Here is a 24,110-nt window from a genome sequence, read left to right as displayed (position 1 = left end):
ATGAGAAAGAAGGACGCGTCCGTGTTCACGACCGTACTCATGATCGAGAAGCCGCTCGTCCCTGCCGATGTGGAGATGGTCACCACCCTCCACGGTGACGAGCAGGTCTCCTTCGTCGTACTCATGCAGCCGCGCGGCGACCAGGACCGCCTGCTGCGGGCCGTGGACGATGTGGCGCTCGGCCATCTGGAGACCGCCACTCGGGAGAACGATGTGCCGGAGGGCCAGGATGCCTTCCCGCCCGCCGAACGGGCCCTCGCCCACTCGCTGGAGGCGCTGCGGCAGACCGGCGCGCAGGCCGTCGGCGAAGTGGTGGAGTCCCACCCGCTGGACGTCCTGACCCGGGTGGTCGAGCAGACCAAGGCGGACGAGGTGATCGTGCTGACCGCGCCGCACTTCGTGGAGGAGTTCTTCCACCGCGACTGGACCTCGCGGGCCCGGCACAAGGTGGGTGTCCCGGTGCTGAAGCTCTTCGCCGAGCAGGACTGACGGCGGCGGGGTGGCGCACCGGGGCCTGCGGGGGAAAGCGCGCGCCCGTTGGTGCGAGAATCGGTGACCCGACACCCCGCCGATTCACCACCCCCCGGGAGACCCGCGCATGAGCCCGTCGATTCCGCCCGCCCTGGAGCGACCGCACTTCATCGGCATCGGCGGCGCCGGAATGTCGGGCATCGCCAAGATCCTGGCGCAGCGCGGGGCCCGGGTGGCCGGCAGCGACAGCAGGGACTCCGAGACCGCCGAGGCCCTGCGCGCGCTCGGCGTCACGGTGCACCTCGGCCACGATGCCGCGCATCTCGCGCCGGACGCGACCGCCGTGGTGATCTCCAGCGCGATCCGGCCGGAGAACCCGGAGCTGGCCGCGGCGGCCGGCCGCGGCATCCCGGTGGTGCACCGCAGCGACGCGCTGGCCGCCCTGATGGAGGGCACCCGGCCGATCGCGGTCGCCGGGACGCACGGCAAGACCACCACCACCTCGATGCTCGCGGTGGCGCTCGGCGCGCTCGGCCTCGACCCGTCGTACGCGATCGGCGGCGACCTGGACGCACCCGGCTCCAACGCCCGGCACGGCGACGGCGAGATCTTCGTCGCCGAGGCGGACGAGAGCGACCGCAGCTTCCACACCTACTCCCCCGAGGTCGCGGTCGTCCTCAACGTGGAGCTCGACCACCACGCCAACTACGCGTCCCTCGAAGAGATCTACGAGTCCTTCGAGACCTTCGTCGGCAAGATCAGGCCGGGCGGCACCCTGGTGATCTCGGCCGACCAGCCGGGCGCGGTCGAGCTGACCGGCCGGGTGCGCGACCTGGGGTCGCTGCGGATCGTCACGGTCGGCGAAGCCGAGCACGCGGACCTGCGGATCACCCGGATCAACGCCCGCGGCCTCACCTCCGAGGTGACGGTGCTGCTGGAGGGCCGGCCGCTGACCTTCACCGTCTCGGTACCGGGACGCCATTACGCGCACAACGCCGTCGCGGCGCTCGCCGCGGGAGTGGCGATCGGCGCCCCGGCCCGCAATCTGGCCTCGGCGCTGGCCAAGTACACCGGGGTCAGGCGCCGCCTCCAGCTCAAGGGCGAGGCGGCCGGCGTCCAGGTGATCGACTCCTACGCCCACCACCCCACCGAGATGGCCGCCGACCTGGAGGCGATCCGCGGCGCGGCCGGGGACGCGCGGGTGCTGGTGGTCTTCCAGCCGCACCTGTTCAGCCGCACCCGCGAGCTGGGCACCGAGATGGGCGGCGCGCTGGCGCTGGCCGACGCCTCGGTGGTGCTGGACATCTATCCGGCCCGCGAGGACCCGGTCCCGGGGGTCACCAGTGAGCTGATCATCGACGCCGCGCGGGCGGCCGGCGCGGACGTCACGGCGGAGCACGACAAGGCGGCGGTACCGGAGGTGGTGGCGGGAATGGCCAAGGCGGGCGATCTCGTTCTGACTATGGGCGCCGGGGACGTGACCGATCTGGGTCCGCTGATCCTTCGACGCCTCCAGAGCTGAAAGGACGTCCATGTCGTATGAAGTGAAGAAGACCGACGAGCAGTGGCGCGCGGAGCTGTCTCCGCAGGAGTACGCGGTCCTGCGCGAGGCCGGCACCGAGCGTCCCTTCGTCGGCGAGTACACCGACACCAAGACCGAAGGCGTGTACTCCTGTCGCGCCTGCGGGGCGGAGCTGTTCCGTTCCGATACGAAGTTCGAATCCCACTGCGGCTGGCCGTCCTTCTACGACCCGAAGGACAGCGACGCCGTGGAGCTGATCCAGGACCGCTCGCTCGGCATGGTCCGCACCGAGGTCCGCTGCAACCGCTGCGGCTCGCACCTGGGCCATGTCTTCGAGGGTGAGGGATACCCCACCCCGACCGACCAGCGCTACTGCATCAACTCCATCTCGCTGCGGCTGACGCCCGACGGGCAGTGACCCTGCCGGCGCACCGCTGGGCCCGCGCGCTCCCCGCGCGGGCGGCGGCCCTCCCGGACAGCCACAGGGCAGGCGGCCGTCAGCGGGGCGGCGACCGCCGGCCGCCGGCCGGTCCCGCCACCCCGCCTCGCATGCGCCTGTCCTGACCCACCCCGCGGGACCGGCCCCACCCCGGTGGCAGACTGGGCTCCGTGAGCACCACTCCCGCCGACCACACCGGCTCCAGCCCTTTCGAAGACCAGGCCCTCGACCGGGACGCCGCCCCGCAGTACGTCCTCCCGCTGGTGGTACGGATCGAGCGCGACGCACCGCCGCCGCGTACCGACGCGCTGGAGACCGCCGCCCGGGCCGTGCTGACCCTGCTCAGCGACGAGCGGACGACCGCCGAGGACGGCGTGTGGGCGCAGGCGGTGCGGGACTGGCAGGACGCCCGCATCCGCAAGGTGGTCCGCCGGGCGCGGGGCGCCGAGTGGCGCCGGGCCGAAGGGCTCCCGGGCATCACGGTGACCGGTTCCGCCGCCGAGGTACGGGTCTTCCCGCCGGTGCCGCTGGACGGCTGGCCCAAGGACCTCGCCAAGCTCCAGGTCTCCGGCACCGAGCTGGACGACCCCGGCCCGGTGGAACCGGCCGGCCCGGCCGGCCCCGTGCTGTGGCTCAACCCCGGGGTGGCCATGTCGGCCGGCAAGGCGATGGCACAGGCCGGGCACGGCGCCCAGCTCGCCTGGTGGGAGCTGTCCGAGGCCGACCGCGCCGCCTGGCGGGCGACCGGCTTCCGCCTCGCCGTGCGCACCCCCGGCACCACCGACTGGTCCCGCCTCACGGCATCCGGTCTGCCGGTGGTCCGCGACGCGGGCTTCACCGAGATCGCCCCCGGCTCCTGCACGGTCGTCGCCGACCACCCGGCCCTGCGGAAGAACTAGGGCCGGGGGCGCCCGCCGGGCTCACACCCGGGGGCGGGGGTCAGGCGAGGCCGGCGACCAGTTCGGCGACCGAGCGGCGGCGGCCGGTGTAGAAGGGGATCTCCTCACGGACGTGGCGGCGGGTCTCGGAGCCGCGCAGGTGCCGCATCAGGTCCACGATGCGGTAGAGCTCGTCCGCCTCGAAGGCGAGGATCCACTCGTAGTCGCCCAGCGAGAAGGAGGCGACCGTGTTGGCCCGCACATCGGGGTAGTCGCGGGCCATCTTGCCGTGCTCGGCGAGCAGCCTGCGGCGGTCCTCGTCGGGAAGCAGATACCACTCGTAGGAGCGGACGAAGGGGTAGACGCTGATGTACGAGCGCGGGGTCTCGTCGGCGAGGAACGCCGGGATGTGCGACTTGTTGAACTCCGCCGGGCGGTGCAGCGCCATGTTCGACCAGACCGGCTCCAGCGCGCGGCCGAGCCGGGTGCGGCGGAAGAGGTTGTACGCCTCCTGCAGCGCGTCCGCGGTCTCCGCGTGCCACCAGATCATCAGGTCCGCGTCGGCGCGCAGGCCCGAGATGTCGTACGTGCCGCGGACGGTGATGTCCTTCGCGGCGAGCTGCGCGAAGAGCTCCTCCACCTCGTCCGCGTAACCCTTGCGGTCCTCCGGCAGCACCTCGCGCAGCCGGAACACCGACCAGAGGGTGTAGCGGATGACGTCGTTGAGGTCCTTCGCCTTCTTGCCGGCGTTCGGGGACTTGGCAGAGGCGGCGGCTGGGTCGTGGGCGTGGTTCGCGTCGGTCATGCGGCTATTCTCCCGCGCCGCCGGCCGGGCCCGGCACCAGGGTGGCGAGTACGCCGGCGGCGGCCCGCCGCCCGCTGCCGATGCAGGCGGGGATGCCCACTCCGTCGTAGAGGGCACCGCACAACGCGAGGCCGGGCAGTTTGCCGGCCTGCTCGCGGATCCGCGCGACCCGGTCCAGGTGCCCGACGGTGTACTGCGGCAGCCCGCCGTCCCAGCGGGTGACGCGGGCTGCGACCGGCGCCGCCCGCAGCCCCACCGCCTCGCCGAGGTCCTCCCGGGAGAGCCGGACCAGGTCGGTGTCGTCCCAGGCGAGATCGGCCTCGCTGCCGTAGCGGCCGACGGAGGTGCGCAGCACGAAGGTGTCCTGGCCGGCTTCGGCGAGCCAGCCCCACTTGTGGCTGGCGAAGGTGGACGCCTTGATGGTGCGGCCGTCCACCGGCGGGACCAGGAAGCCGCTGCTGACCGGGAGCTGCAGCAGGTCGCGGCGGCGGAAGGCCATGGTGACCAGCGCCATGCTCGCGTAGGCGACGCCGCTGAGCTCGGCCGCGGCGGCCGGTGACTCGGCGGCCAGCAGGCGGGCCGCGGCCGGCGCGGGGGTGGCGAGCACCACCGCGTCGGCGGTGAGGGTGCGGCCCTCCAGGCCGATCTGCCAGCCGTGCGCACCAGTGCGGCGCAGTTCCCGTACCGGTGCGCGGGTCTCGATGGTGACGCCGGCCGCCCGGCACGCCTCGGCGACCGCGACCGGCAGCCGGCCGACGCCGCCGCGGATGCCGTTGAAGACCGGGCCGGTGGCGCCCGCCGCGGCGGCTTTGCGCTGGACCGCGCGGGCGGCCTCGATGAGCGAGCGGCCGTCGCGCACCGCCGGATAGAGCTGCGGGACCGCGGCGCGCAGCGAGATCTCATAGGCGTTGCCGGCGTAGACGCCGCCGAGCAGCGGCTCCACCAGCCGGTCCACCACCTCGTGGCCGAGCCGGGCGGCGACGTAGGCGCCGACCGCGATGTCGTCGCCGACCTCGGTACGGGGCAGTACGTGGTCGAGCGGCAGCCGGGCGAGGCCGGCCGCGGAGAGCAGTCCGGAGGCGGCGAGCGGCCCGAGGTCGCCGGGGACGCCCATCACATGGCCCCGGGGCATCTGCCGCAGCTTCCCCCGGGTCCACACGGTGGCGCCGAGGACGGCGGGCGGTTCCAGCTCGTCGGCCAGGCCCACCTCGCGGGCCAGGCCGACCGCTTCGGGGCGGCGGGCCAGCAGCGACTCGGCGCCGAGGTCCACCGGGACACCGGCGATCTCGTCCGCCCAGAGCTTGCCGCCGAGGCGCCCGGTGGCTTCGAGCAGCGTCACCCGGGCTCCCGCTGCGACCAGGTCGTAGGCGGCGGCGAGGCCCGAGATCCCGCCGCCGATGACCACCACATGCCCCGGGGGGAGCGTCACGCCGTGCGTCTGGCTCATGCCCTCCACTGTCTCAGATTCCGGATCGAGTTCCGAACGTGACCCCTTCGGGACCGCCACCCGGCAACCCGTTTCGCGGGCCGCACGTCAAAGGAGCATCAGCGTTTCAACGGCCCTGATTCCGGGGGGATTTGATGTCCGATGCAACCGATGCCCAGCAGTCGCGCCGGAGACCGGGGGTGCGGCGCCCCGCGGTGGTGTTCGCCGTGCTGCTGGCCGCCGCACTGACCGTCGCCGGGTGCAGTTCCTCCGCCGGGAGCGGCGCGAAGTCCGACAGGTCGGTCTCCGGGGCCAAGGCCCCCGCGGGACCCGCGGCCGGCGGCGACAGCGCGGGCGCCCCGTCCGCCGGCAGCACCACGGCGGCCACCACCGGGAACGCGCCCGGCGCCAAGGCCCCGGCGCCGGCCACGTATCTGGTGCGCACCGCGGAGCTCAGCGTCCGCACGAAGGAGGTGCGCAAGCAGTTGGACGCGGCCCGGGCGTACGCCGCACAGGCCGGCGGGTACGCGGGCGACGAGGACACCACGGTGGACGCCAGGGGCCACGCCTCCTCCAGCATCCAGCTGCGGGTGCCGCCGGCCGCGTACGACCGGGTGCTGACCGAGCTGGCCGGGCTGGGGCAGCTGCTCGGCCGCCAGGTGAGCGTCGAGGACGTCACCGGCCAGGTGGTCGACGTGCAGAGCCGGATCACGTCGCAGCAGGCGAGCGTCAACCGGGTGCGGGCGCTGATGGACCGGGCGGACCAGCTCAGTGACGTGGTGTCGCTGGAGAGCGAGCTGAGCACCCGCGAGTCGGCGCTGGAGGCGCTGGAGGCCCAGCAGGCGTCGCTGCGGTCACGGACGAATCTGGCCACGATCACGCTGCGGCTCACCGAGCCGCCGGTCCCGCCGCGGACCGCGCCGCCCAGGGCGGACAAGCACGACGGTTTCTGGACCTCGGTCGGCCACGCCCTCGGCGACGGCTGGCACGCGTTCTACGAGACGGTCCGGGTGGTGCTGGTCGTGGTGTCGGTGGCGCTGCCGTTCGTGCTGGTGGCGCTGCTCGGCTGGTTCGGCTACCGGCTGCTGCGCAGGCGGCTGCCGGGGCTGCCCCGGCGGACCGCCGCGGAGTCGTCGCTGCGCGGGCCGGGCGGCCGTCCGGCCAGGACGCCGCAGCCGGCCGGGCAGTCGGCAGGGCAGTCCGCCGGGATCCCGCTGCCGCAGCACCCGCCGGAGTCCGTCCCGGAGCCGGAGCGGCCGGCCGGCGAGTGAGGCTCGGCGCGCGGCCGGCGCACGCGTGAGGCTCAGCGCTGCGTCGACCGGTGCACGAAGTCGACGAGGCGGGTGAGCGCGTCGGGGTCGGTGCTGGGCAGCACACCGTGGCCGAGGTTGAAGATGTGACCGGTGGCCGGAGCGGCGTCCAGCACCTCCTGGGCCTTCGCCTCGACCGCCGCGGTCGGGGCGAAGAGCACCGCCGGGTCGAGGTTGCCCTGCAACGCCCGGCCGGGGCCGACCCGGCGGGCCGCCTCGTCCAGCGGCACCCGCCAGTCGACGCCGACCACGTCCGCGCCGGCCTCGCCCATCAGGCCGAGCAGCTCGCCGGTGCCGACCCCGAAGTGGATCCGGGGCACCCCGTAGCCGGCCACCGCGTCGAAGACCTTCACCGACGACGGCATCACATAGCGCCGGTAGTCGGCGGGGGCGAGGGCGCCGACCCAGGAGTCGAAGACCTGGACGGCGCTGGCGCCGGCTTCGATCTGCACCGTGAGGAAGGCCGCGGTGATGTCCGCGAGGCGGTCCAGCAGATCGCGCCACAGCTCGGGTTCGCCGTACATCAGGGCCTTGGTGCGCTCGTGGTTGCGCGACGGGCCGCCCTCGACGAGGTAGCTGGCCAGGGTGAAGGGCGCGCCGGCGAAGCCGATCAGCGGGGTGGACCCGAGCTCGGCGGTGAGCATGCCGATCGCCTCGGTGACATAGGAGACGTCACCGGGCTCCAGGTCGCGCAGCCTGGCCAGGTCGGCGCGGCCGCGGATCGGGTCGGCGACCACCGGGCCGACGCCCGGCTTGATGTCGAGGTCGAGGCCGATGGCCTTGAGCGGCACCACGATGTCGCTGAAGTAGACCGCCGCGTCGACCCGGTGCCTGCGCACCGGCTGCAGGGTGATCTCGGTGACCAGCTCGGGCCGCATGCAGGACTCCAGCATGGGGATGCCCTCGCGCAGCTTCAGGTACTCGGGAAGCGACCGGCCGGCCTGCCGCATGAACCACACCGGAGTGTGCGGCACGGGCTCGCGGCGGCAGGCACGGATGAACGGGGAAGCAGCGGTCTGCTGGGGCGCACTCACACAGCGAATCTTCGCACGGCACCCGGACCGGTCGGCTCGGTACGGGTGTTGCTGCGAGCACACGGGCCGCCGGGGTCCTAGTCTTCCGGGCATGGCAGCGGTTACCGGGCACTTGGGCGACGAGGCCCCCTTCCCTTTCCGGCACGCGGTGGAGGGCCTGCGCGCTGCGCGGGTCCGGCCCGAGGTCCGGATCGAGGACACCGCGGCGCCGCGCCGGCTCGCGGCGTACGCGTACGCCCTGGAGGCCACGGTGCTCGCCGACGGCGAGGAGCTGGCCGACGGGCGGCTCGTGCTGCTGCACGAGCCGGACGGGCAGGAGGCCTGGCACGGCGACTTCCGGCTGGTCACCTTGGTGCGGGCCGAGCTGGAGCCGGAGATGGCGGCCGATCCGCTGCTGCCCGAGGTGAGCTGGTCGTGGCTGACGGGGGCGCTGACCTCACGCGGCGCGGGCTTCGCGGAGCCCAGCGGTACGGTCTCGCGTGCCTCGTCGCACTACTTCGGTGCCATCGGGGACCGGGCGGACGACACCCAGATCGAGATGCGGGCGTCGTGGACGCCGCTGGACCGGCCGGCCGGCGGCGGTCCCGACGTGGCGGCGCACCTGGCGGCCTGGTGCGATCTGCTCTGCCAGTGCGCCGGGCTGCCTCCCTCGGAGGGCCCCGAGCAGCCGCTGCGCGGGGGCGCCGGGGTGCTGCCGCTGCCGAAACGGCGGACCTGAGCCTTTCAGAGGAGGCCGCTCGGGGGCCGGTCCTGCGGCCGGCCGGTGGCACTGCGGAGCCGGTCTTCGGCCGGTCCGGGGCCCGTCCCCGGCCCGTTTCACGGTCGGATCAGGCCGGATCAGGCCGTAAACCGGCAGCAACAGGCACCGCGTGGTCGCCGGGAGATCCGTACCTCCCGGCGCGTTGGGCGCAAGGGGGCGCGCCGCAGGGCGTGAAAAGCCGCGCACATTCGTGCCCTGACAGTCCGTCCGTTCGATCGGCCGTCCGATTTGCCGGAATTGATACTCAATAAATCGTGATCTTTCCCTAAAGGCCGGAGCAATTGCTGCCGAAGGAGACTGTGACCGTTTCAGTCCCCTTTGCCACAGGAGGCCCGGTGTCCGTTCTTCTCGAGCAGCCCACGAGCCTGGTCGCCTACCGTCCCAGCAAGCCGACGGCCATGGTCGTCGTGGCCGACCCCCGCGTCCGCTCCACTGTCACCCGGCACCTGTGGGCGCTCGGGGTCCGTGACGTGATCGAGGCCTCGTCCATCGCCGAGGCCAGGCCCCGGGTCGGTAATCCCCGCGACATCTGCGTCGCCGACGTCCATCTGCCCGACGGCTCCGGCCTGACTCTGCTGGCCGAGACCCGCGCCGCGGGCTGGCCCAACGGCCTCGCGCTCTCCGCCGCCGACGACATCGGCGCGGTGCGCAACGCACTGGCCGGCGGCGTCAAGGGTTACGTCGTGACCGGCACCCGCAACAGCCCCGGCTCGCTGGCCGGCCGACCAGGTCTCGCCCCGCTGGGCGCCACCGCGGCCCGTATGCAGCGCCGCCCGCCGGGGGCGCCCGGTCACCCGGGCGGTTACCGGGAGCTCTCCGGCCGCGAGGTCGAGGTGCTCCGGCTGGTCGCGGAGGGCCAGTCCAACAAGGCGATCGGCGTGTCCATGGGCCTGTCCGCGCTGACCGTCAAGAGCCACCTGGCCCGGATCGCCCGCAAGCTGGGCACCGGCGACCGGGCCGGCATGGTGGCGGTGGCCCTGCGTACCGGCATCATCCACTGAAGGCGCGAAAGCCCCTGGCGCCCGCCGGGCCGCGGGCCCACCGGCCTCCGATACGCACCCGCCCCGCCCGTACGCACCGGTCCCCGGTACACCGGCACCCGCCGGCACCCCCGCGGCCCACCGGTCCCCGGGGCCGGCCCACGCCCGTCGGCGGAACGTTCCGCCGGCGGGCGTTCCGCATGCGCCGGCGGCCCCCGTCCGGAGGTGTGGCCGATGGTTCTACGCGGCGTCGCGGCGTAGAACCATCGGTCAGGCCCTACCCGGCTACCCTTGACAGGTGACCGACGCGAGAGAGACCGCAACCCAGACAACCGCGGCGCCGGTCCCGCTGCTGGATCCGCGCGAGGGCATCCCGCCGGTGACCGCCAGCCCGGAGGCGCTCGAAAGTGTTGTCGCGGCCTTCGCCGCGGGCTCCGGTCCGGTCGCCGTCGATGCCGAGCGCGCGTCCGGCTACCGCTACGGGCAGCGGGCCTATCTGGTCCAACTGCGCCGCACCGGAGCGGGGACCGCGCTGATCGACCCCGTCGGATGCCCCGACCTGTCCGCGCTGGGCGACGCCCTGGCCGACACCGAGTGGGTGCTGCACGCCGCCACCCAGGACCTGCCGTGCCTGGACGAGCTGGGCATGCGCCCCAGCGTGCTCTTCGACACCGAACTGGCCGGCCGGCTGGCCGGCTTCGCCCGGGTCGGCCTGGGCGCCATGGTGGAGAATGTGCTCGGCTTCGCCCTGGAGAAGGGGCACTCCGCGGTCGACTGGTCGACCCGCCCGCTGCCCGACCCGTGGCTGCGGTACGCCGCGCTCGACGTCGAGCTGCTGGTCGATCTGCGGGACGCGCTGGAGGAGGAGCTGCGCACCCAGGGCAAGCTGGAGTGGGCGCTGGAGGAGTTCGCGGCCATCGCCGCGGCCCCGCCGCCCGCGCCCCGGGTCGACCCCTGGCGGCGTACCTCCGGGATGCACAAGGTGCGGCGCCGGCGGCAGATCGGCGTGGTGCGTGAGCTGTGGCTGGCCAGGGACCGCACCGCCCGGGAGCGGGACGTGTCGCCGGGCCGGGTGCTGACCGACGCGGCGATCGTCACCGCCGCGCTGGAGAACCCGCCGAATGTGCACGCGCTCGCCGCGCTGCCCGGCTTCGGCCACCGGATGGGCCGCCGCCAGCTGGAGCAGTGGCAGGCCGCGATCGACCGGGCCAGGGCGCTGCCCGAGCGGGAACTGCCGCAGCCGGCCGCCGCGTACACCGGTCCCCCGCCGCCGCGCGCCTGGGCCGACAAGGACCCGGCCGCCGCGGCCCGGCTCTCCGCGGCCCGGGCCGCCGTCTCGGCCCTCGCCGAGGAGCTGAACCTCCCGCAGGAGAACCTGGTCTCGCCGGACACCATCCGGCGGCTGTGCTGGGCGCCGCCCTCCGACCTCTCCCCCGAGGTCATCGCCTCCACCCTCACCGCGCTGGGCGCCCGGCACTGGCAGACCACCTTGATCACGCCCCTGCTCCCCGCCGCGCTGGCCGCCCGCCCGGCTCCGAGTAACCCCGGGTAACCTACCTTCTGATGTGACCTGCGCCGCTTCCGCGAGTGGGGCTGTGCGCCTCGGTTACCGACGAGTAGCATGGCCTCCGGACCCGCGCTCGCTTCCCGGCGGACGCCCGCGCCCGGCGGTTCGCCGGTGAGCGGGCACGCGGACGCCGGCACCGGGTCGAAGCGCCGGAGACGAGCGAACACATAAAAGAGGGAGAGCCATCGTGCCTCGTAACGTGAGGGATGTCGTCTTCGTCGACGGCGTCCGCACCCCGTTCGGAAAAGCGGGCCCGAAGGGCATGTACCACGAGACCCGGGCCGACGATCTGGTGATCAAGTGCATCCGGGAGCTGCTGCGCCGCAACCCGGATCTCGACCCGGCCCGTATCGACGAGGTCGCGGTCGCCGCCACCACGCAGATCGGCGACCAGGGGCTGACCCTGGGACGTACCGCGGGCATCCTCGCCGGGCTGCCCACCACGGTGCCCGGCTTCTCCATCGACCGGATGTGCGCGGGCGCGATGACCGCGGTGACCACCACGGCCGGCGGCATCGCCTTCGGCGCGTACGACGTGGTGGTCGCGGGCGGCGTCGAGCACATGGGCCGGCACCCGATGGGCGAGGGCGTCGACCCGAACCCGCGGTTCGTCTCCGAGAAGCTGGTCGACGAGTCCGCGATGTTCATGGGCATGACCGCGGAGAACCTGCACGACCGCTTCCCGCAGCTGACCAAGCAGCGCTCCGACGAGTTCGCCGTGCGCAGCCAGGAGAAGGCCGCGAAGGCGTACGCGAACGGCCGGATCCAGCAGGACCTGGTGCCGATCGCGATCCGCCGCACCACCCCGGAGGCAGGGGAGACCGGCTGGGGCCTGGCCACCGCCGACGAGCCGATGCGCCCGGGCACCACCCTGGAGCAGCTGGCCGGACTGAAGACCCCGTTCCGCCCGCACGGCCGGGTCACCGCGGGCAACGCGGCCGGCCTCAACGACGGCGCCACCGCCTCGCTGCTGGCCGCCGAGGACGTCGCCGAGGAGCTGGGCCTGCCGGTCAGGATGCGCCTGGTGTCGTACGCCTTCGCGGGCGTCGAGCCGGAGGTGATGGGCATCGGCCCGATCCCGGCCACCGAGAAGGCCCTCGCCAAGGCCGGGCTGACGATGGATGACATCGGCCTGCTGGAGGTGAACGAGGCGTTCGCCGTCCAGGTGCTGTCGCTGCTGGACCACTACGGCATCGCCGACGACGACCCGCGGGTCAACCAGTACGGCGGCGCCATCGCCTACGGCCACCCGCTGGCCTCCTCCGGGGTGCGGCTGATGACGCAGCTGGCCCGGCAGTTCGAGGAGCAGCCGCACGTCCGCTACGGCATCACCACCATGTGCGTCGGCTTCGGCATGGGCGGCACGGTCGTCTGGGAGAACCCGCACTTCGACGGAGGCACCAAGTGAGCACCGCTGAACTGCTGAAGAGCGCGGCCGAGCTGTTTCCCGGCGAGGTCGTCACCCAGGCCCAGGTACGGCACCTGGACCTGCCGGGCGCGGGCCGGTTCGCGCTGATCACCCTGGACAACGGCCTGGACCACACCAAGCCGACCACCTTCGGCCCCCAGTCGCTGGCGAACCTCGACGCCGCCATCGACCAGGTGCACAAGGAGGCCGCGGACGGCGCCATCACCGGCGTCGGCATCACCGGCAAGCCGTTCATCTTCGCGGTCGGCGCCGACCTCAAGGGCGTGGAGCTGCTCAAGAGCCACGAGGACGCGCTGGCCATCGGCAAGGGCGGCCACGACGTCTTCAAGCGGCTCCAGTCGCTGGCCGTGCCGACCTTCGCGTACTACAACGGCGCCGCGATGGGCGGCGGCGTCGAGATCGGCCTGCACTGCTCGTACCGCACCGTCTCCGCCTCGGTGCCGGCCTTCTCGCTGCCCGAGGTCTTCCTCGGTCTGGTGCCCGGCTGGGGCGGCTGCACCCTGCTGCCGAACCTGATCGGCGCCGACCGCGCGGTCACCGTCATCATCGAGAACTCGCTCAACCAGAACCGCCAGCTCAAGGGCGCCCAGGTACGCGAACTCGGCATCGCCGACGCCCTCTTCGAGGCAGCGGACTTCCTGGAGCAGTCGCTGGCCTGGACCGCGGCCGTGCTCAAGGGCGAGCTTGAGGTGATCCGCCCTGAGGTGGACCGCGGCGAGGCATGGGAGCAGGCGGTCGCGCGCGGCCGGGCCATCGCCGACAGCAAGGTGCACGGCGCGGCCCCGGCCGCCTACCGCGCGCTGGAGATCATCGCCGCGGCGAAGAACGGCGACCTGCGGCACGGCTTCGACGCCGAGGACACCGCGCTGGCCGACCTCATCATGGGCGGCGAACTGCGCAGCGGCATCTACGCGTTCAACCTGGTGCAGCGGCGCGGCAAGCGCCCGGCCGGCGCGCCGGACAAGGCGCTGGCCCGCCCGGTGTCGAAGGTCGGCGTGGTGGGCGCGGGTCTGATGGCCTCGCAGCTGGCGCTGCTCTTCGCCCGCCGGCTGGAAGTGCCGGTGGTGCTGACCGACATCGACCAGGAGCGCATCGACAAGGGCGTCGGGTACGTCCACGGTGAGATCGACAAGCTGCTTGCCAGGGGCCGCCTCGGCCAGGACAAGGCCAACCGGCTCAAGGCCCTGGTCACCGGTCACCTCGACAAGGCCACCGCGTTCGGTGACGCGGACTTCGTGATCGAGGCGGTCTTCGAGGAGCTGGGCGTCAAGCAGCAGGTCTTCGCGGAGCTGGAGGCGGTGGTGCGGCCGGACACGATCCTGGCCACCAACACCTCCTCGCTGTCGGTCTCCGAGATGGCCGCGAAGCTGGAGCACCCGGAGCGGGTCGTCGGCTTCCACTTCTTCAACCCGGTGGCGGTGCTCCCGCTGCTGGAGATCGGCCGCGGCGAGACCACCGACGACGCGTCGCTGGCCACCGCGTTCGCGGTCGCCAGGAAGCTGAAGAAGACCGCGGTGCTGGTGAAGGACGCCCCGGCGTTCGTGGTCAACCGCATCCTGACCCGCTTCATGGGCGAGATCCAGACCGTCATCGACGAGGGCACCCCGGTGCCGGTCGCCGAGAAGGCGATCGAGCCGCTGGGGCTGCCGATGTCACCGCTGGTGCTGCTGGAGCTGGTCGGCCCGGCGATCGGCCTGCACGTCTCGGAGACGCTGCACGCGGCCTTCCCCGACCGCTTCACCGTGTCGCCGAACCTCGCGGCCGTGGTCAAGGCGGGCAAGCGCGGCTTCTACGTCTACGAGTCGGGGAAGCCCGAGCTGGACCCCGAGGTCGCGGCGCTGCTGCAGCAGGGTGACACCGTGCTGACGGAGGACCAGGTGCGGACCCGGGTGCTCGAAGCGGTCGCCCAGGAGATCGGTCTGATGCTGGACGAGGGTGTCGTCGCCGAGGCCCAGGACATCGACCTGTGCCTGATCACCGGCGCCGGCTGGCCCTTCCACCTGGGCGGCATCACGCCGTACCTGGACCGTGAGGGCATCTCCGAGCGGGTGAACGGCAAGCGGTTCCTGGAGCCGGGCGTGGCGAGCGTCCCGGCGTAGTTCCCCCGATCCCCCATGGGTGTGGGCCCGGCGCACCGCGCCGGGCCCACACCCATGTCCGCCGCCGGGCCGCGCCCGGCGGTGGATCGACGCGGTGTCAGCCGGTGGCCGTGAACCCGTCCGTGGGAGTCCCGGTGGCGGAATCGGTCGGCGTGTCCGTGGAGGAGTCGCTCGGCGTGTCCGAGGGCGTACCGCTCGGCGTCCGGCGGGGCGTCGCGCTCGGTGAGGCGGAGGGCGTCGCGCTCGCCGACGCGTCGGCGGCCGCCTTCTCCAGCGCGATCACGCGCTTCGCCTCGGCCAGCACCTTCGAGTGCAGCTTGCCCGGGGTCAGGTCGTGCGCCACGTTCTTGATCGTGGTGTCGTCGATCTGCACCACCGGCACCGCGCCGAGTCCGGAGGCCGCGTACTGGCTCTGCGACTTCTTCACCCAGCCGAGGTGGTCGGCCTCCTCCACGCAGGGCTCGAACTTGCCCATCGTGATCTTGCCGGCCCGCTCCGCCGTCCGCTTCAGGAAGCTCTCCTGGGAGAGCGTGCCGGACTGCGGGTCGGGCTGGTACGCGAAGAGGGCGTCGACGAACTCGGGGAACCGCCCCTGGTCCTGCGCGCACGCCGCCGCGTTGGCCGCGTCCAGTGAGCCGGTGCCGCCGTACTTCTTGTCGGAGGCGGTGACCAGCCGGTAGTGCAGCTGCATCTGACCGGTGCTCAGCAGCTGGTCGAGGACCGGCCGGTACGTGTCGGCGAACGCCTTCGACTCCGGGCTGCGCAGGTCCTCGTAGATGGTCACGGTGACCGGGACCGACGGGTGCACCGGCACATCGAGCTTGGGGCCGGCCGGGGTGGCGGTGGGCGACGCGGAGTCGGCCGGCCCGGTGGGCACCACCGCGGGACCGACCGCGTTCGCCGGTCCGCTGACCTTCTCCTGCTTGCCCGCGCGGACGTGCGCGCCGATCACCGCGGAGATACCGAACACCACGGCCATCGTCACCACGGCGAACGCGTAGGGCCGCAGGCGCCTTATCCGGCTGCCGCGCTTCTTCTTGCCAGGGACCGCCGTACTGTCCTGCTTGTCGGGTCCCTTGGACTCCGTCATGACTACGCCACCTCGATCATCCCGCACAGCTCTCCGCGCATTTCTACCACCGGTCACGGCGGTTCCACGAAGCCGGGCCCCCACCTGCCGGCCCATGAGGGCCAGGAGCACGCCGTCACGGGCCGGGAGAGGGGTCTGGAGGGCCGGCAGGCCCTCGCCCGGCCCGGGCGACGCTCGCTCAGTCGCGGGCGCTCTCGCCGGCGGTCTCGGGCGCCTCGGCCTCGTCGGCGAACCGGCCGCCGATGGTGGCGACCAGACCGGTCACCTGGCGGGCGATGTCCGGGGCGGTCAGACCGATACCGGCCATCACGTCCTTGCGGGAGCCGTGCCCGAGGAACTCCTGCGGGATGCCGAAGTCCCGCAGCGGCACGTCCACGTCCGCGTCGCGCAGCGCCTGGGCGATGGTGGAACCGACGCCGCCGACCCGGCCGTTGTCCTCGACGGTGACCACCACGCGGTGCCGCGCGGCGAGCCCGGGCAGCTCCGGGTCGACCGGCTTGACCCAGCGCGGGTCGACCACGGTGCTGGTGATGCCCTGGGCGTCCAGCAGCCCGGCGATCTCCAGGCACATCGGGGCGAGCGCGCCGACCGACACCAGCAGGACGTCGGGGCGCTCGGCGCCGTCCGCGGGGGCACGCAGCAGGTCCATGCCGCCGATCCGGCCGACCGCGGCGACCGCGGGGCCGACGGCGCCCTTCGAGTAGCGCACCACGGTCGGCGCGTCGGCGACCGCCACCGCCTCGCGGAGCTGGGCACGCACCTGGTCGGCGTCGCGCGGGGCGGCGATCCGCAGGCCGGGCACCACCTGCAGGATCGACATGTCCCACATGCCGTTGTGCGAGGCGCCGTCGCTGCCGGTGACCCCGGCGCGGTCGAGCACGAAGGTGACGCCGCACTTGTGCAGCGCGACATCCATCAGCACCTGGTCGAAGGCCCGGTTGAGGAAGGTCGCGTAGACCGCGACCACCGGGTGCAGGCCACCGGTGGCCAGCCCCGCCGCGGAGGTCGCGGCGTGCTGCTCTGCGATACCGACGTCGTAGACCCGGTCGGGGAAGGCGGCGGCGAACTTGGTGAGGCCCACCGGGTGCAGCATGGCGGCGGTGATGGCGACGATGTCGCCGCGCTCCTTGCCGAGTTCGAGCATCTCGTCGCCGAAGACCGAGGTCCAGTCGGCGCCGGCCGCCGCGATGGGCAGGCCGGTGTCGGGGTGGATCGGGCCGATGCCGTGGAAGCGGTCGGTCTCGTCGCGCTCGGCGGGGCGGTAGCCGCGGCCCTTCTCGGTGATGCAGTGCACGATGACCGGGCCGCGGAACCGCTTGGCGCGCTCCAGCGCGGACTCGACCGCCTCGATGTCGTGGCCGTCGATCGGGCCGACGTACTTCAGCCCCAGATCCTCGAACATGCCCTGCGGGGTGATGAAGTCCTTCAGGCCCTTCTTGGCGCCGTGCAGCGTCTCGTAGAGCGGCCGGCCGATCAGCGGGGTGCGCTCCAGCACCTCGCGGGTGCGGGCGAGGAACTGCTCGTAGCCGTCGGTGGTGCGCAGGGTGGCGAGGTGGTTGGCCAGGCCGCCGATGGTCGGGGAGTACGACCACTCGTTGTCGTTGACGACGATGACCAGCGGGCGGTCCTTGGCGGCGGCGATGTTGTTCAGCGCCTCCCAGGCCATGCCGCCGGTGAGCGCGCCGTCGCCGATCACGGCGGCGACGTGGTCGTCGCGGCCGAGCAGTTCGTTCGCCTTGGCCAGGCCGTCGGCCCAGCCCAGCACGGTGGAGGCGTGGCTGTTCTCGATCACGTCGTGCTCGGACTCGGCGCGCGAGGGGTAGCCGGACAGGCCGCCCTTGCTCTTCAGCCGGCCGAAGTCCTGGCGGCCGGTCAGCAGCTTGTGGACGTACGCCTGGTGCCCGGTGTCGAAGAGGATGCGGTCCTTCGGCGAGTGGAACACCCGGTGCAGTGCGATGGTCAGTTCGACCACCCCGAGGTTGGGGCCGAGGTGCCCGCCGGTCTTGGACACCGCGTCGACGAGGAAGGACCGGATCTCGCCGGCCAGCTCCAGCAGCTCGGGCTGGCCGAGTCGGTCGAGGTCACGGGGTCCGTTGATACGGGTCAGCCGGGTCAGCGCTGCCACCCGTTCCTCCTCTTGTCGCTCGCCGGTGCCTTGGGCCGGTCCGGCTTTCGGACGAGTCTAATGTTCCGGTTACCGGCGCGTCGGCCGACCCGTGCGACGTATCTCACGAGTGGTCCTGATACCTGCCGCGGGCGCGCGTATGTACGAAACCGCCGGGCGGGCCTGGAGGTCCAGGTCCGCCCGGCGGTCCGGGGTGGTGCTCGAAGGTGCCGCGGGGGGCGTTACGCCCGGCCGGACGTCTTCTGCGTACGGCGCGAGACCGAGTCGATGACCACGGCGGCGAGGAGGACCGCGCCGGTGATCATGTACTGGATCGACTGGTTCATGTTGAGCAGGTCGAGACCGGTCTGGATGGACTGGATGACCAGCATGCCGAGCAGCGCCGACCAGACGTTGCCGCGGCCGCCGAAGAGGCTGGTGCCACCGATGACGGCGGCGGCGATGGCGAGCATCAGGGTGTTGCCGCCACCGGCCTGGAGGGTCGCGGTGTAGGTCTGGCCGGCCAGGAACAGACCGCCGAGGGCCGCGAAGCCGCCGGAGATGGCGAAGACCGAGATACGGACCATGTCGACGTTGATACCGGCACGGCGGGACGCCTCGACGCTGCCGCCGAGCGCGAACACCTTGCGGCCGAAGGTGGTGCGGCGCAGCACGAAGTCACAGATGATCAGCGCGACCAGGAAGATCACCAGCGCGTTGGGCACGCCTGAGGACTTGTTGAGCACGAACGCCACGACGTACGCGACCACGGCCAGTGCCACGGTGCGCAGCAGGATCTCGCTGGTGGGCCGGAAGGGCACCCCGGCCTTGCGGCGGCGGGCCTGGTCGTACAGACCGCCGAGCAGCATCGCGGCGACCCCGATGGTGGCCAGGATGTACGCGCCGGCGATGGACTGGTCCATGAAGTACGAGCGCTGGCCCAGGATGTGCAGCGGGCCCTTGTCCGCGATGCTCAGCGAACCGGTGTCGCCCAGCACCCACAGCATCAGGCCGTTCCAGCCGAGGAAGCCGGCCAGGGTGACGACGAAGGCCGGCACTCCGATCTTCGCGAAGAAGAAGCCGTGGAAGGCGCCGATCCCGATGCCGATCAGGACGGTGACCAGGAAGGCCAGCCAGTTGTTCCACCCATGGGTGGTGGCGAAGACCGCGAAGAGCGCTGAGGACAGACCGCTCACCGAGGCGACGGAGAGGTCGATCTCACCCAGCAGCAGGACGAACACCAGGCCGATGGCGAGCATGCCGGTGCCCGACATGAAGTAGGCGATGTTCACCATGTTGCTGGAGCTGAGGAAGAGGCTGTCCTTGCTCTGGAAGATCGCCCAGATGACGATCAGGGCGACGACCACCGGAAGGGAGCCGAGCTCACCGCCCTTCAGGCGGCGCTGGAACTCCGTGAGGTAGCCCTTGAAGCCCTGTTCGCGGACCAGCAGCCGCGGGTCGATGGCCTGGACGGCGGGCGGCGGCACCTCTTCGGTTGTCTTCGAGGTGTCCAGGGTGCTCTTGTCGCTGCTCACTTGGCCGCCTCCGCGTTGCGCGCCAGCCGACGGGTCACGGCGTTGTCCGTGGCGCCGGTGATCGCGGCGATGATCGTCTCGTTCGTGGTGGTCTTCACCGGGAAGTCACCGTTGTTGCGGCCCAGCCGCAGCACGTGGACGGTGTCCGCGACCGCGGTGACGTCCGCCATGTTGTGGCTGATCAGGATCACGCCGAGGCCGCGCTCGCGCAGCCGCTCGACGAGGTCGAGGACCTGGGCGGTCTGCTCGACACCGAGGGCGGCGGTCGGCTCGTCGAGGATGACGACCTTGGGCTCACCGATCAGTGCGCGGGCGATGGCGACCACCTGGCGCTGACCACCGGAGAGGCTGGCGATCGGTATCCGCACGCTGGGGATGCGGATGGAAAGGGTGTTGAGCAGTTCGCGGGCGCGCTGTTCCATCGTGACCTCGTCGAGGCTGCCGTAGCGGAGCAGCTCCCGTCCGAGGTAGAGGTTGCCGACCACGTCGAGGTTGTCGCAGAGGGCGAGGTCCTGGTAGACGGTGGCGATTCCGAGCTGCTGGGCGTCCTGCGGCCGGTTGATGGTGACCGGCCTGCCGTCCCACTCGATGACGCCTTCGTCGATGGGGTGAACCCCGGCGATCGTCTTGACCAGGGTGGACTTACCGGCACCGTTGTCGCCCACAAGGGCGGCGACTTCTCCGGGGTGAACCTCCAACTCGACTTCGGTGAGGGCCTGAACCGCACCGAATCGCTTGGAGACTCCGCGCAACGCCAGCACGGGCGTAGCGGACACGTGAACCATCTCCTTCGCCGCCTGACCGGCGGGGATGCCGCGCCTGGAACAGCCGCGGAGGGAGTGCACAAAGCACAGGATTACAAGGTGAACGGGGAACTGGGAAGGGGTATGCCCGTTCCCCCTGGACTGCTGCCCCAGAAGAACCGTTTCCGTCCGGCGCCCCGCCTCGGCAGCGGGGTGGTTTGGTTGAGGCGGGGCGCCGGACAGGCTTCTTCGGGAGGGTGCTACCGGGTGTTCCGGGTGTTACTGGATGCCGGCGGTCTTGCAGGCGGCCGCGAACTCCGCGGTGCAGATCTGCGGGATCGTGTACAGACCGTCCTTGATCACGGTGTCCTTGATGTTCGCCTTGGTGACCGCGGTCGCACCGATCAGGTGGGCCGGCACGGTCTGGCCGGAGGCGCTGGTGGCCTTGGTCTCCGTGATGGAGCTGAAGTCCTTGCCCTGGAGCAGGTCGACGGCGATCTCGGCGGTGGCCTCGGCCTCAGGCGCGTACGGCTTGTAGATGGTCGCGGCCTGGGTGCCGGCGAGGATCCGCTGGATGCCCGCGAGCTCGGCGTCCTGGCCGGTCAGCGGCGGGTTGATGCCGGCGCCCTTGAGGGCGGTGGCGATACCGCCGGCCATACCGTCGTTGGCCGAGTAGACGCCCTTGATGTTCTTGGCGCCGAGCTGGGTGATGGCCGCGGTGACCTTCTGGTTGGCGACCGTGTCCTTCCACAGACCCGACTGCTCGTAGGCGATCTTCACCTTGTTGTCGAGGATCTTGTGGGCGCCGGCCTTGAACATCGCGGCGTTCGGGTCGGCCGGGTCACCGTCGATCATGACGATGTTGGACTTCGGGGTGGCGTTCGGCCCCATCGCGTCCAGCAGCGCCTGGCCCTGGAGCTCACCGATCTTCTCGTTGTCGTAGCTGACGTACGCGGAGATCGGGCCCTCGGCGAGGCGGTCGTAGGCGACGACCTTGATGCCCTTGGCGACGGCGGCCTCGATGGAGGACTTGATGCCGACCGAGTCCTGCGGGTCGACGATCAGCACCTTGACACCCTTGGTGATCATGGTGTTGACCTGCTGCGCCTGCTTCTGCGGGTCGGCGCCGGCGTTGTCGTACTGCACCGAGCAGTCGGCACAGAGTTCCTTGATCTTCGCGGTGATCAGCGGGCGGTCGAACTTCTCGTACCGCGTGGTGGCGTTCTCCGGCAGGAGCAGACCGATGGACTTGCCGCCGGCCGAAGAGCTGCTGCTGTCCGAGCTGCCGCTCGACTTGTTGTCACCGGCCTTGCCACAAGCGGCCATGGTGAGCGCGATCGAAACGGCTACCGTTCCGACGGCGATGCGACGCGTCATTGCGTTCATGTTGAGGTTGCCTCCCTGACAGGGCCGCAACACCGCGGCCGAGGTGCTCGTGAGTCAACTCCGGCTGACACCGTGTCGTCAAGAAGTAAACACTTAACGAGATGGCAACGGCGCGTTTCGTTAGCTGTGTGAACGCTCCGTTATGCCGAAAAGGCGGGCTCATCAACCGGGGTATTACCATCCAAAAGTGTCGAATCGCCCATCTCACTCAGAACCAGGGCGAGAGCCCCCAGAACCTCCGCCCGGGCACCGAGCGCGCCCGGCATCACCGACAGCCGCTGGGCGGCGCTGGGGATCGCGTAGCGTGACACCGATTCCCTTATCGGGCCCAGCACCAGCTCCCCCGCCTCGGCCAGATCGCCGCCCAGCACGATCCTGCTGGGGTTCAGGATGTTGCAGAGACTGGCCACACCCATGCCGATGTGCCGGCCCACGTCCCCGATCACCCGGCGGCAGCCGGGGTCGCCCTCGCGCGCCAGCTGCACCATCTTGGGGACGGTGACGCCGTCCCCGTGACTGCCGCGGAGCAGTTCGAGTACATAACGCGCCGCGGTGAAGGTCTCCAGGCAGCCGCGGTTGCCGCAGCGGCAGACCGGGCCGGACTCGTCCAGCGTGATGTGACCGATCTCGCCCGCCGTGCCGCCGGGTCCGCGGTAGATCCGGCCGTCTATCACCAGGCCGGCGCCGACCCCGCTGGCGACCTTGATGTAGGCGAGGTCCCTGACCCCGCGGCCGCCGCCCCAGACCAGCTCGCCGAGCGCGCCGAGGTTGGCGTCGTTGTCCACCTGGACCGGGACGCCGAGCCGGTCGGTCAGCTCCTGGCGGGGGTTGATCCCGCTCCAGCCGGGGAGGATCGCGGTGGAGCCGAGCGTCCCGGACTCCACGTCGATCGGGCCCGGCACACCGAGCCCGACACCGAGCACTTTCTCCGGATTGATCCCGGTCGACTCCACCAGCCGCGCCACCAGTTGCTCGGCCCGGTCGAAGCCCTGCGAGGCGGACGCGTCCACGTCGATCGGCTCGGACTGCTCGGCGAGCACCTGGTGGGCCAGGTTGCCGACCGCGACCCGCAGGTGCGAGTGGCCGAAGTCCACCCCGACGACGATCCCGGCGTCCCCGGACAGCGCCACGCTGCGCGCCCGCCGACCCCCCGAGGAGGTCGGCGTGACCTGCACCGTTCCGTTGTCCCGCAGTTCGCGGACGATGTTGGACACCGTCGCGGCCGACAACCCCGTGCTCCGCGCGATCTCGGCCTGGGTCAGCGACCCGGCGAGCCGCACGGCGCGTACGACGCGTTCCAGGTTGGCCCGGTGCAGCGATGACTGCGATCCCGGAGTCTCCACGACATCCACTCCTGCCCGGCAGCCGGAGGCGGCTCCGACTGCCCGCACGGACGGCACCGCACCGGCATCACACCAGTGAGACCCCGTCGTCTACAACATGTGAACTCTAAGTTGAGTGTTTGGGGTGATGTCCCGTCAAGGGGGAGAGCCACACCGTTACGCGAATCGGCCGGGAACGCCGAGCAGCGGCCCCGCGGGTGCGCGGAGCCGCTGGTAACGGCGTTCGGCCTGGTCAGCCCTGGTACGGCGACCGGCGGGCGGGGACTACTTCAGGGCGCCGGCGGTCAGGCCGGCCTGCACCTGGCGCTGGAAGACCACATAGACGGCCAGCACGGGCATCATCGCGATGGACAGCCCCGCGAAGAGGCCGCCCCAGTCGCCCTGGTAACCCTGCTGGACGGCGAGGTCCGCCAGACCCTGGGTGAGGACCCACTTGCTGGTGTCGCCCTGGTTGAGCACCAGGGGCAGCAGGTACTGGTTCCACTGGCCGAGCACGTTGAAGATCCCGATGCTGATGATGCCCGGCTTCGCCATCGGCACCATGATCTGGAAGAAGGTGCGGGTGTGCGAGGCCCCGTCGACCAGTGCCGCCTCCGCCACCGAGGTCGGCAGCGTCTTGAAGAACGACGTCATGAAGAAGACGGTGAAGGGCAGCGAATACGCGATGTAGACCAGGATCAGGCCGGGCAGCGTATTGAGGATCCCGAGATTCTTGGTCACGAAGAAGAGCGGGACCAGCACCATCACCACGGGGAAGGCCATGCCGCCGACGAACAGGAAGTAGATCAGCCGGTTCAGCGGGAACTCGAAACGGGCCAGCACATAGGCCGCCATCGAACCGAGCAGCATGGTGCCGACGGTCGAGAAACCGACCACGATCACCGTGTTGATGAAGTAGCGGCCCATGTTCGCCTTGGACCAGGCGTGCGACCAGTTCTCGAAGTGGAGGTGGGTCGGCAGCGACCACGGGTGGCTGAGAATGTCACCCGAAGTCTTGAACGAACTCCACAGCGCCCACAGCAGCGGCACGCCGACCATCAGCGCCCACACCACGAGAAACACATGGCTGAAAGCGTTGAGCACCAGGCCCTCGCTGCGCTTCCAGCCCCACCGGGCATTCGCCTTGGGCCGCGCCCCGGTCTTCTCCGAGGCCGGGCCGGTCGGTTCAAAAGTCTCTGCGGTCATCGCG

Annotated in this window: 20 protein-coding genes; 10 read left to right on the top strand and 10 right to left on the bottom strand. The window is 71.7% G+C overall.

All coding sequences use genetic code 11. The features are described from left to right. Nucleotides 1-21 precede the first annotated feature (21 nt). From OG552_RS27995 to OG552_RS27980, 4 genes are all read left to right on the top strand, one after another. Nucleotides 22-489, top strand: coding sequence for an indole-3-glycerol phosphate synthase (locus OG552_RS27995; RefSeq protein ID WP_329137565.1), 468 nt, complete (start codon nt 22-24; stop codon nt 487-489). 109 nt (nt 490-598) lie between these two features. After that, nucleotides 599-1,993, top strand: coding sequence for a UDP-N-acetylmuramate--L-alanine ligase (gene murC / locus OG552_RS27990; protein ID WP_329137563.1), 1,395 nt, complete (start codon nt 599-601; stop codon nt 1,991-1,993). Nucleotides 1,994-2,003: 10 nt separating this feature from the next. Next, a complete protein-coding gene (gene msrB, locus OG552_RS27985; RefSeq protein ID WP_329137561.1) occupies nt 2,004-2,411 on the top strand; it encodes a peptide-methionine (R)-S-oxide reductase MsrB in 408 nt (135 codons plus the stop codon). A gap of 182 nt (nt 2,412-2,593) precedes the next feature. Then, on the top strand, nt 2,594-3,331 hold the full coding sequence (locus OG552_RS27980) for an aminoacyl-tRNA hydrolase (RefSeq protein ID WP_443071205.1): 738 nt from the start codon (nt 2,594-2,596) through the stop codon (nt 3,329-3,331). Nucleotides 3,332-3,371: 40 nt separating this feature from the next. Here OG552_RS27980 and hemQ read toward each other — a convergent pair whose 3' ends face one another. Both hemQ and hemG read right to left on the bottom strand, forming a co-directional pair. Continuing rightward, nucleotides 3,372-4,115 (bottom strand): hydrogen peroxide-dependent heme synthase, encoded by a 744-nt coding sequence (hemQ, locus tag OG552_RS27975; RefSeq protein WP_329137557.1) that lies wholly within the window; start codon nt 4,113-4,115, stop codon nt 3,372-3,374. Between the two features lie 4 nt (nt 4,116-4,119). Continuing rightward, on the bottom strand, nt 4,120-5,562 hold the full coding sequence (gene hemG, locus OG552_RS27970) for a protoporphyrinogen oxidase (protein ID WP_329137555.1): 1,443 nt from the start codon (nt 5,560-5,562) through the stop codon (nt 4,120-4,122). Nucleotides 5,563-5,696: 134 nt separating this feature from the next. Here hemG and OG552_RS27965 point away from each other — a divergent pair, with 134 nt between their 5' ends. Next, complete coding sequence (locus OG552_RS27965) at nt 5,697-6,812, top strand: DUF4349 domain-containing protein (protein ID WP_329137554.1); 1,116 nt, start codon at nt 5,697-5,699, stop codon at nt 6,810-6,812. Between the two features lie 32 nt (nt 6,813-6,844). Here the strand turns inward: OG552_RS27965 and hemE are convergent, their stop codons facing one another. Further along, the gene (hemE, locus tag OG552_RS27960) at nt 6,845-7,885 is read right to left on the bottom strand and encodes a uroporphyrinogen decarboxylase (protein WP_443071049.1); all 1,041 of its coding nucleotides are present in this window, start codon (nt 7,883-7,885) and stop codon (nt 6,845-6,847) included. A 91-nt stretch (nt 7,886-7,976) separates the two neighbouring features. Between hemE and OG552_RS27955 the strand changes: the two genes are divergently transcribed. From OG552_RS27955 to OG552_RS27935, 5 genes are all read left to right on the top strand, one after another. After that, the gene (locus OG552_RS27955) at nt 7,977-8,603 is read left to right on the top strand and encodes a DUF3000 domain-containing protein (protein WP_329137552.1); all 627 of its coding nucleotides are present in this window, start codon (nt 7,977-7,979) and stop codon (nt 8,601-8,603) included. Between the two features lie 377 nt (nt 8,604-8,980). Beyond that, entirely contained in the window at nt 8,981-9,646 is a 666-nt protein-coding gene (locus OG552_RS27950; protein ID WP_093738920.1) for a response regulator transcription factor, read from the top strand. Between the two features lie 277 nt (nt 9,647-9,923). Beyond that, nucleotides 9,924-11,177, top strand: coding sequence for a ribonuclease D (locus OG552_RS27945; RefSeq protein ID WP_329137550.1), 1,254 nt, complete (start codon nt 9,924-9,926; stop codon nt 11,175-11,177). A gap of 202 nt (nt 11,178-11,379) precedes the next feature. Further along, nucleotides 11,380-12,600 carry a thiolase family protein gene (locus OG552_RS27940; RefSeq protein WP_329137548.1) on the top strand — a complete coding sequence of 407 codons (1,221 nt, stop codon included), beginning with the start codon at nt 11,380-11,382 and terminating at the stop codon, nt 12,598-12,600. After that, on the top strand, nt 12,597-14,720 hold the full coding sequence (locus OG552_RS27935; protein WP_329137546.1) for a 3-hydroxyacyl-CoA dehydrogenase NAD-binding domain-containing protein: 2,124 nt from the start codon (nt 12,597-12,599) through the stop codon (nt 14,718-14,720). Before OG552_RS27940 ends, OG552_RS27935 begins: the two co-directional genes overlap by 4 nt. A gap of 97 nt (nt 14,721-14,817) precedes the next feature. Here OG552_RS27935 and OG552_RS27930 read toward each other — a convergent pair whose 3' ends face one another. The 7 genes from OG552_RS27930 to OG552_RS27900 form a co-directional block, all read right to left on the bottom strand. Beyond that, on the bottom strand, nt 14,818-15,810 hold the full coding sequence (locus OG552_RS27930) for a DsbA family protein (RefSeq protein ID WP_329137543.1): 993 nt from the start codon (nt 15,808-15,810) through the stop codon (nt 14,818-14,820). Between the two features lie 178 nt (nt 15,811-15,988). Next, the gene (dxs, locus tag OG552_RS27925) at nt 15,989-17,926 is read right to left on the bottom strand and encodes a 1-deoxy-D-xylulose-5-phosphate synthase (protein ID WP_329141193.1); all 1,938 of its coding nucleotides are present in this window, start codon (nt 17,924-17,926) and stop codon (nt 15,989-15,991) included. Nucleotides 17,927-18,156: 230 nt separating this feature from the next. Further along, complete coding sequence (locus tag OG552_RS27920) at nt 18,157-19,428, bottom strand: sugar ABC transporter permease (protein ID WP_329141191.1); 1,272 nt, start codon at nt 19,426-19,428, stop codon at nt 18,157-18,159. A 17-nt stretch (nt 19,429-19,445) separates the two neighbouring features. After that, nucleotides 19,446-20,234 carry an ATP-binding cassette domain-containing protein gene (locus OG552_RS27915; RefSeq protein WP_329137541.1) on the bottom strand — a complete coding sequence of 263 codons (789 nt, stop codon included), beginning with the start codon at nt 20,232-20,234 and terminating at the stop codon, nt 19,446-19,448. 237 nt (nt 20,235-20,471) lie between these two features. Then, complete coding sequence (locus OG552_RS27910) at nt 20,472-21,578, bottom strand: sugar ABC transporter substrate-binding protein (RefSeq protein ID WP_329137539.1); 1,107 nt, start codon at nt 21,576-21,578, stop codon at nt 20,472-20,474. Between the two features lie 140 nt (nt 21,579-21,718). Continuing rightward, a complete protein-coding gene (locus OG552_RS27905; protein WP_329137537.1) occupies nt 21,719-22,921 on the bottom strand; it encodes an ROK family transcriptional regulator in 1,203 nt (400 codons plus the stop codon). A gap of 264 nt (nt 22,922-23,185) precedes the next feature. Continuing rightward, the gene (locus tag OG552_RS27900; RefSeq protein WP_329137536.1) at nt 23,186-24,106 is read right to left on the bottom strand and encodes a carbohydrate ABC transporter permease; all 921 of its coding nucleotides are present in this window, start codon (nt 24,104-24,106) and stop codon (nt 23,186-23,188) included. Nucleotides 24,107-24,110: the final 4 nt, after the last annotated feature.

The organism is Streptomyces sp. NBC_01476, from assembly GCF_036227265.1.
In the GTDB taxonomy this organism is placed as follows: domain Bacteria; phylum Actinomycetota; class Actinomycetes; order Streptomycetales; family Streptomycetaceae; genus Actinacidiphila.
The sequence above is the reverse complement of the archived record's forward strand: the minus strand, read 5'-3'. Positions and strand labels throughout refer to the sequence as shown.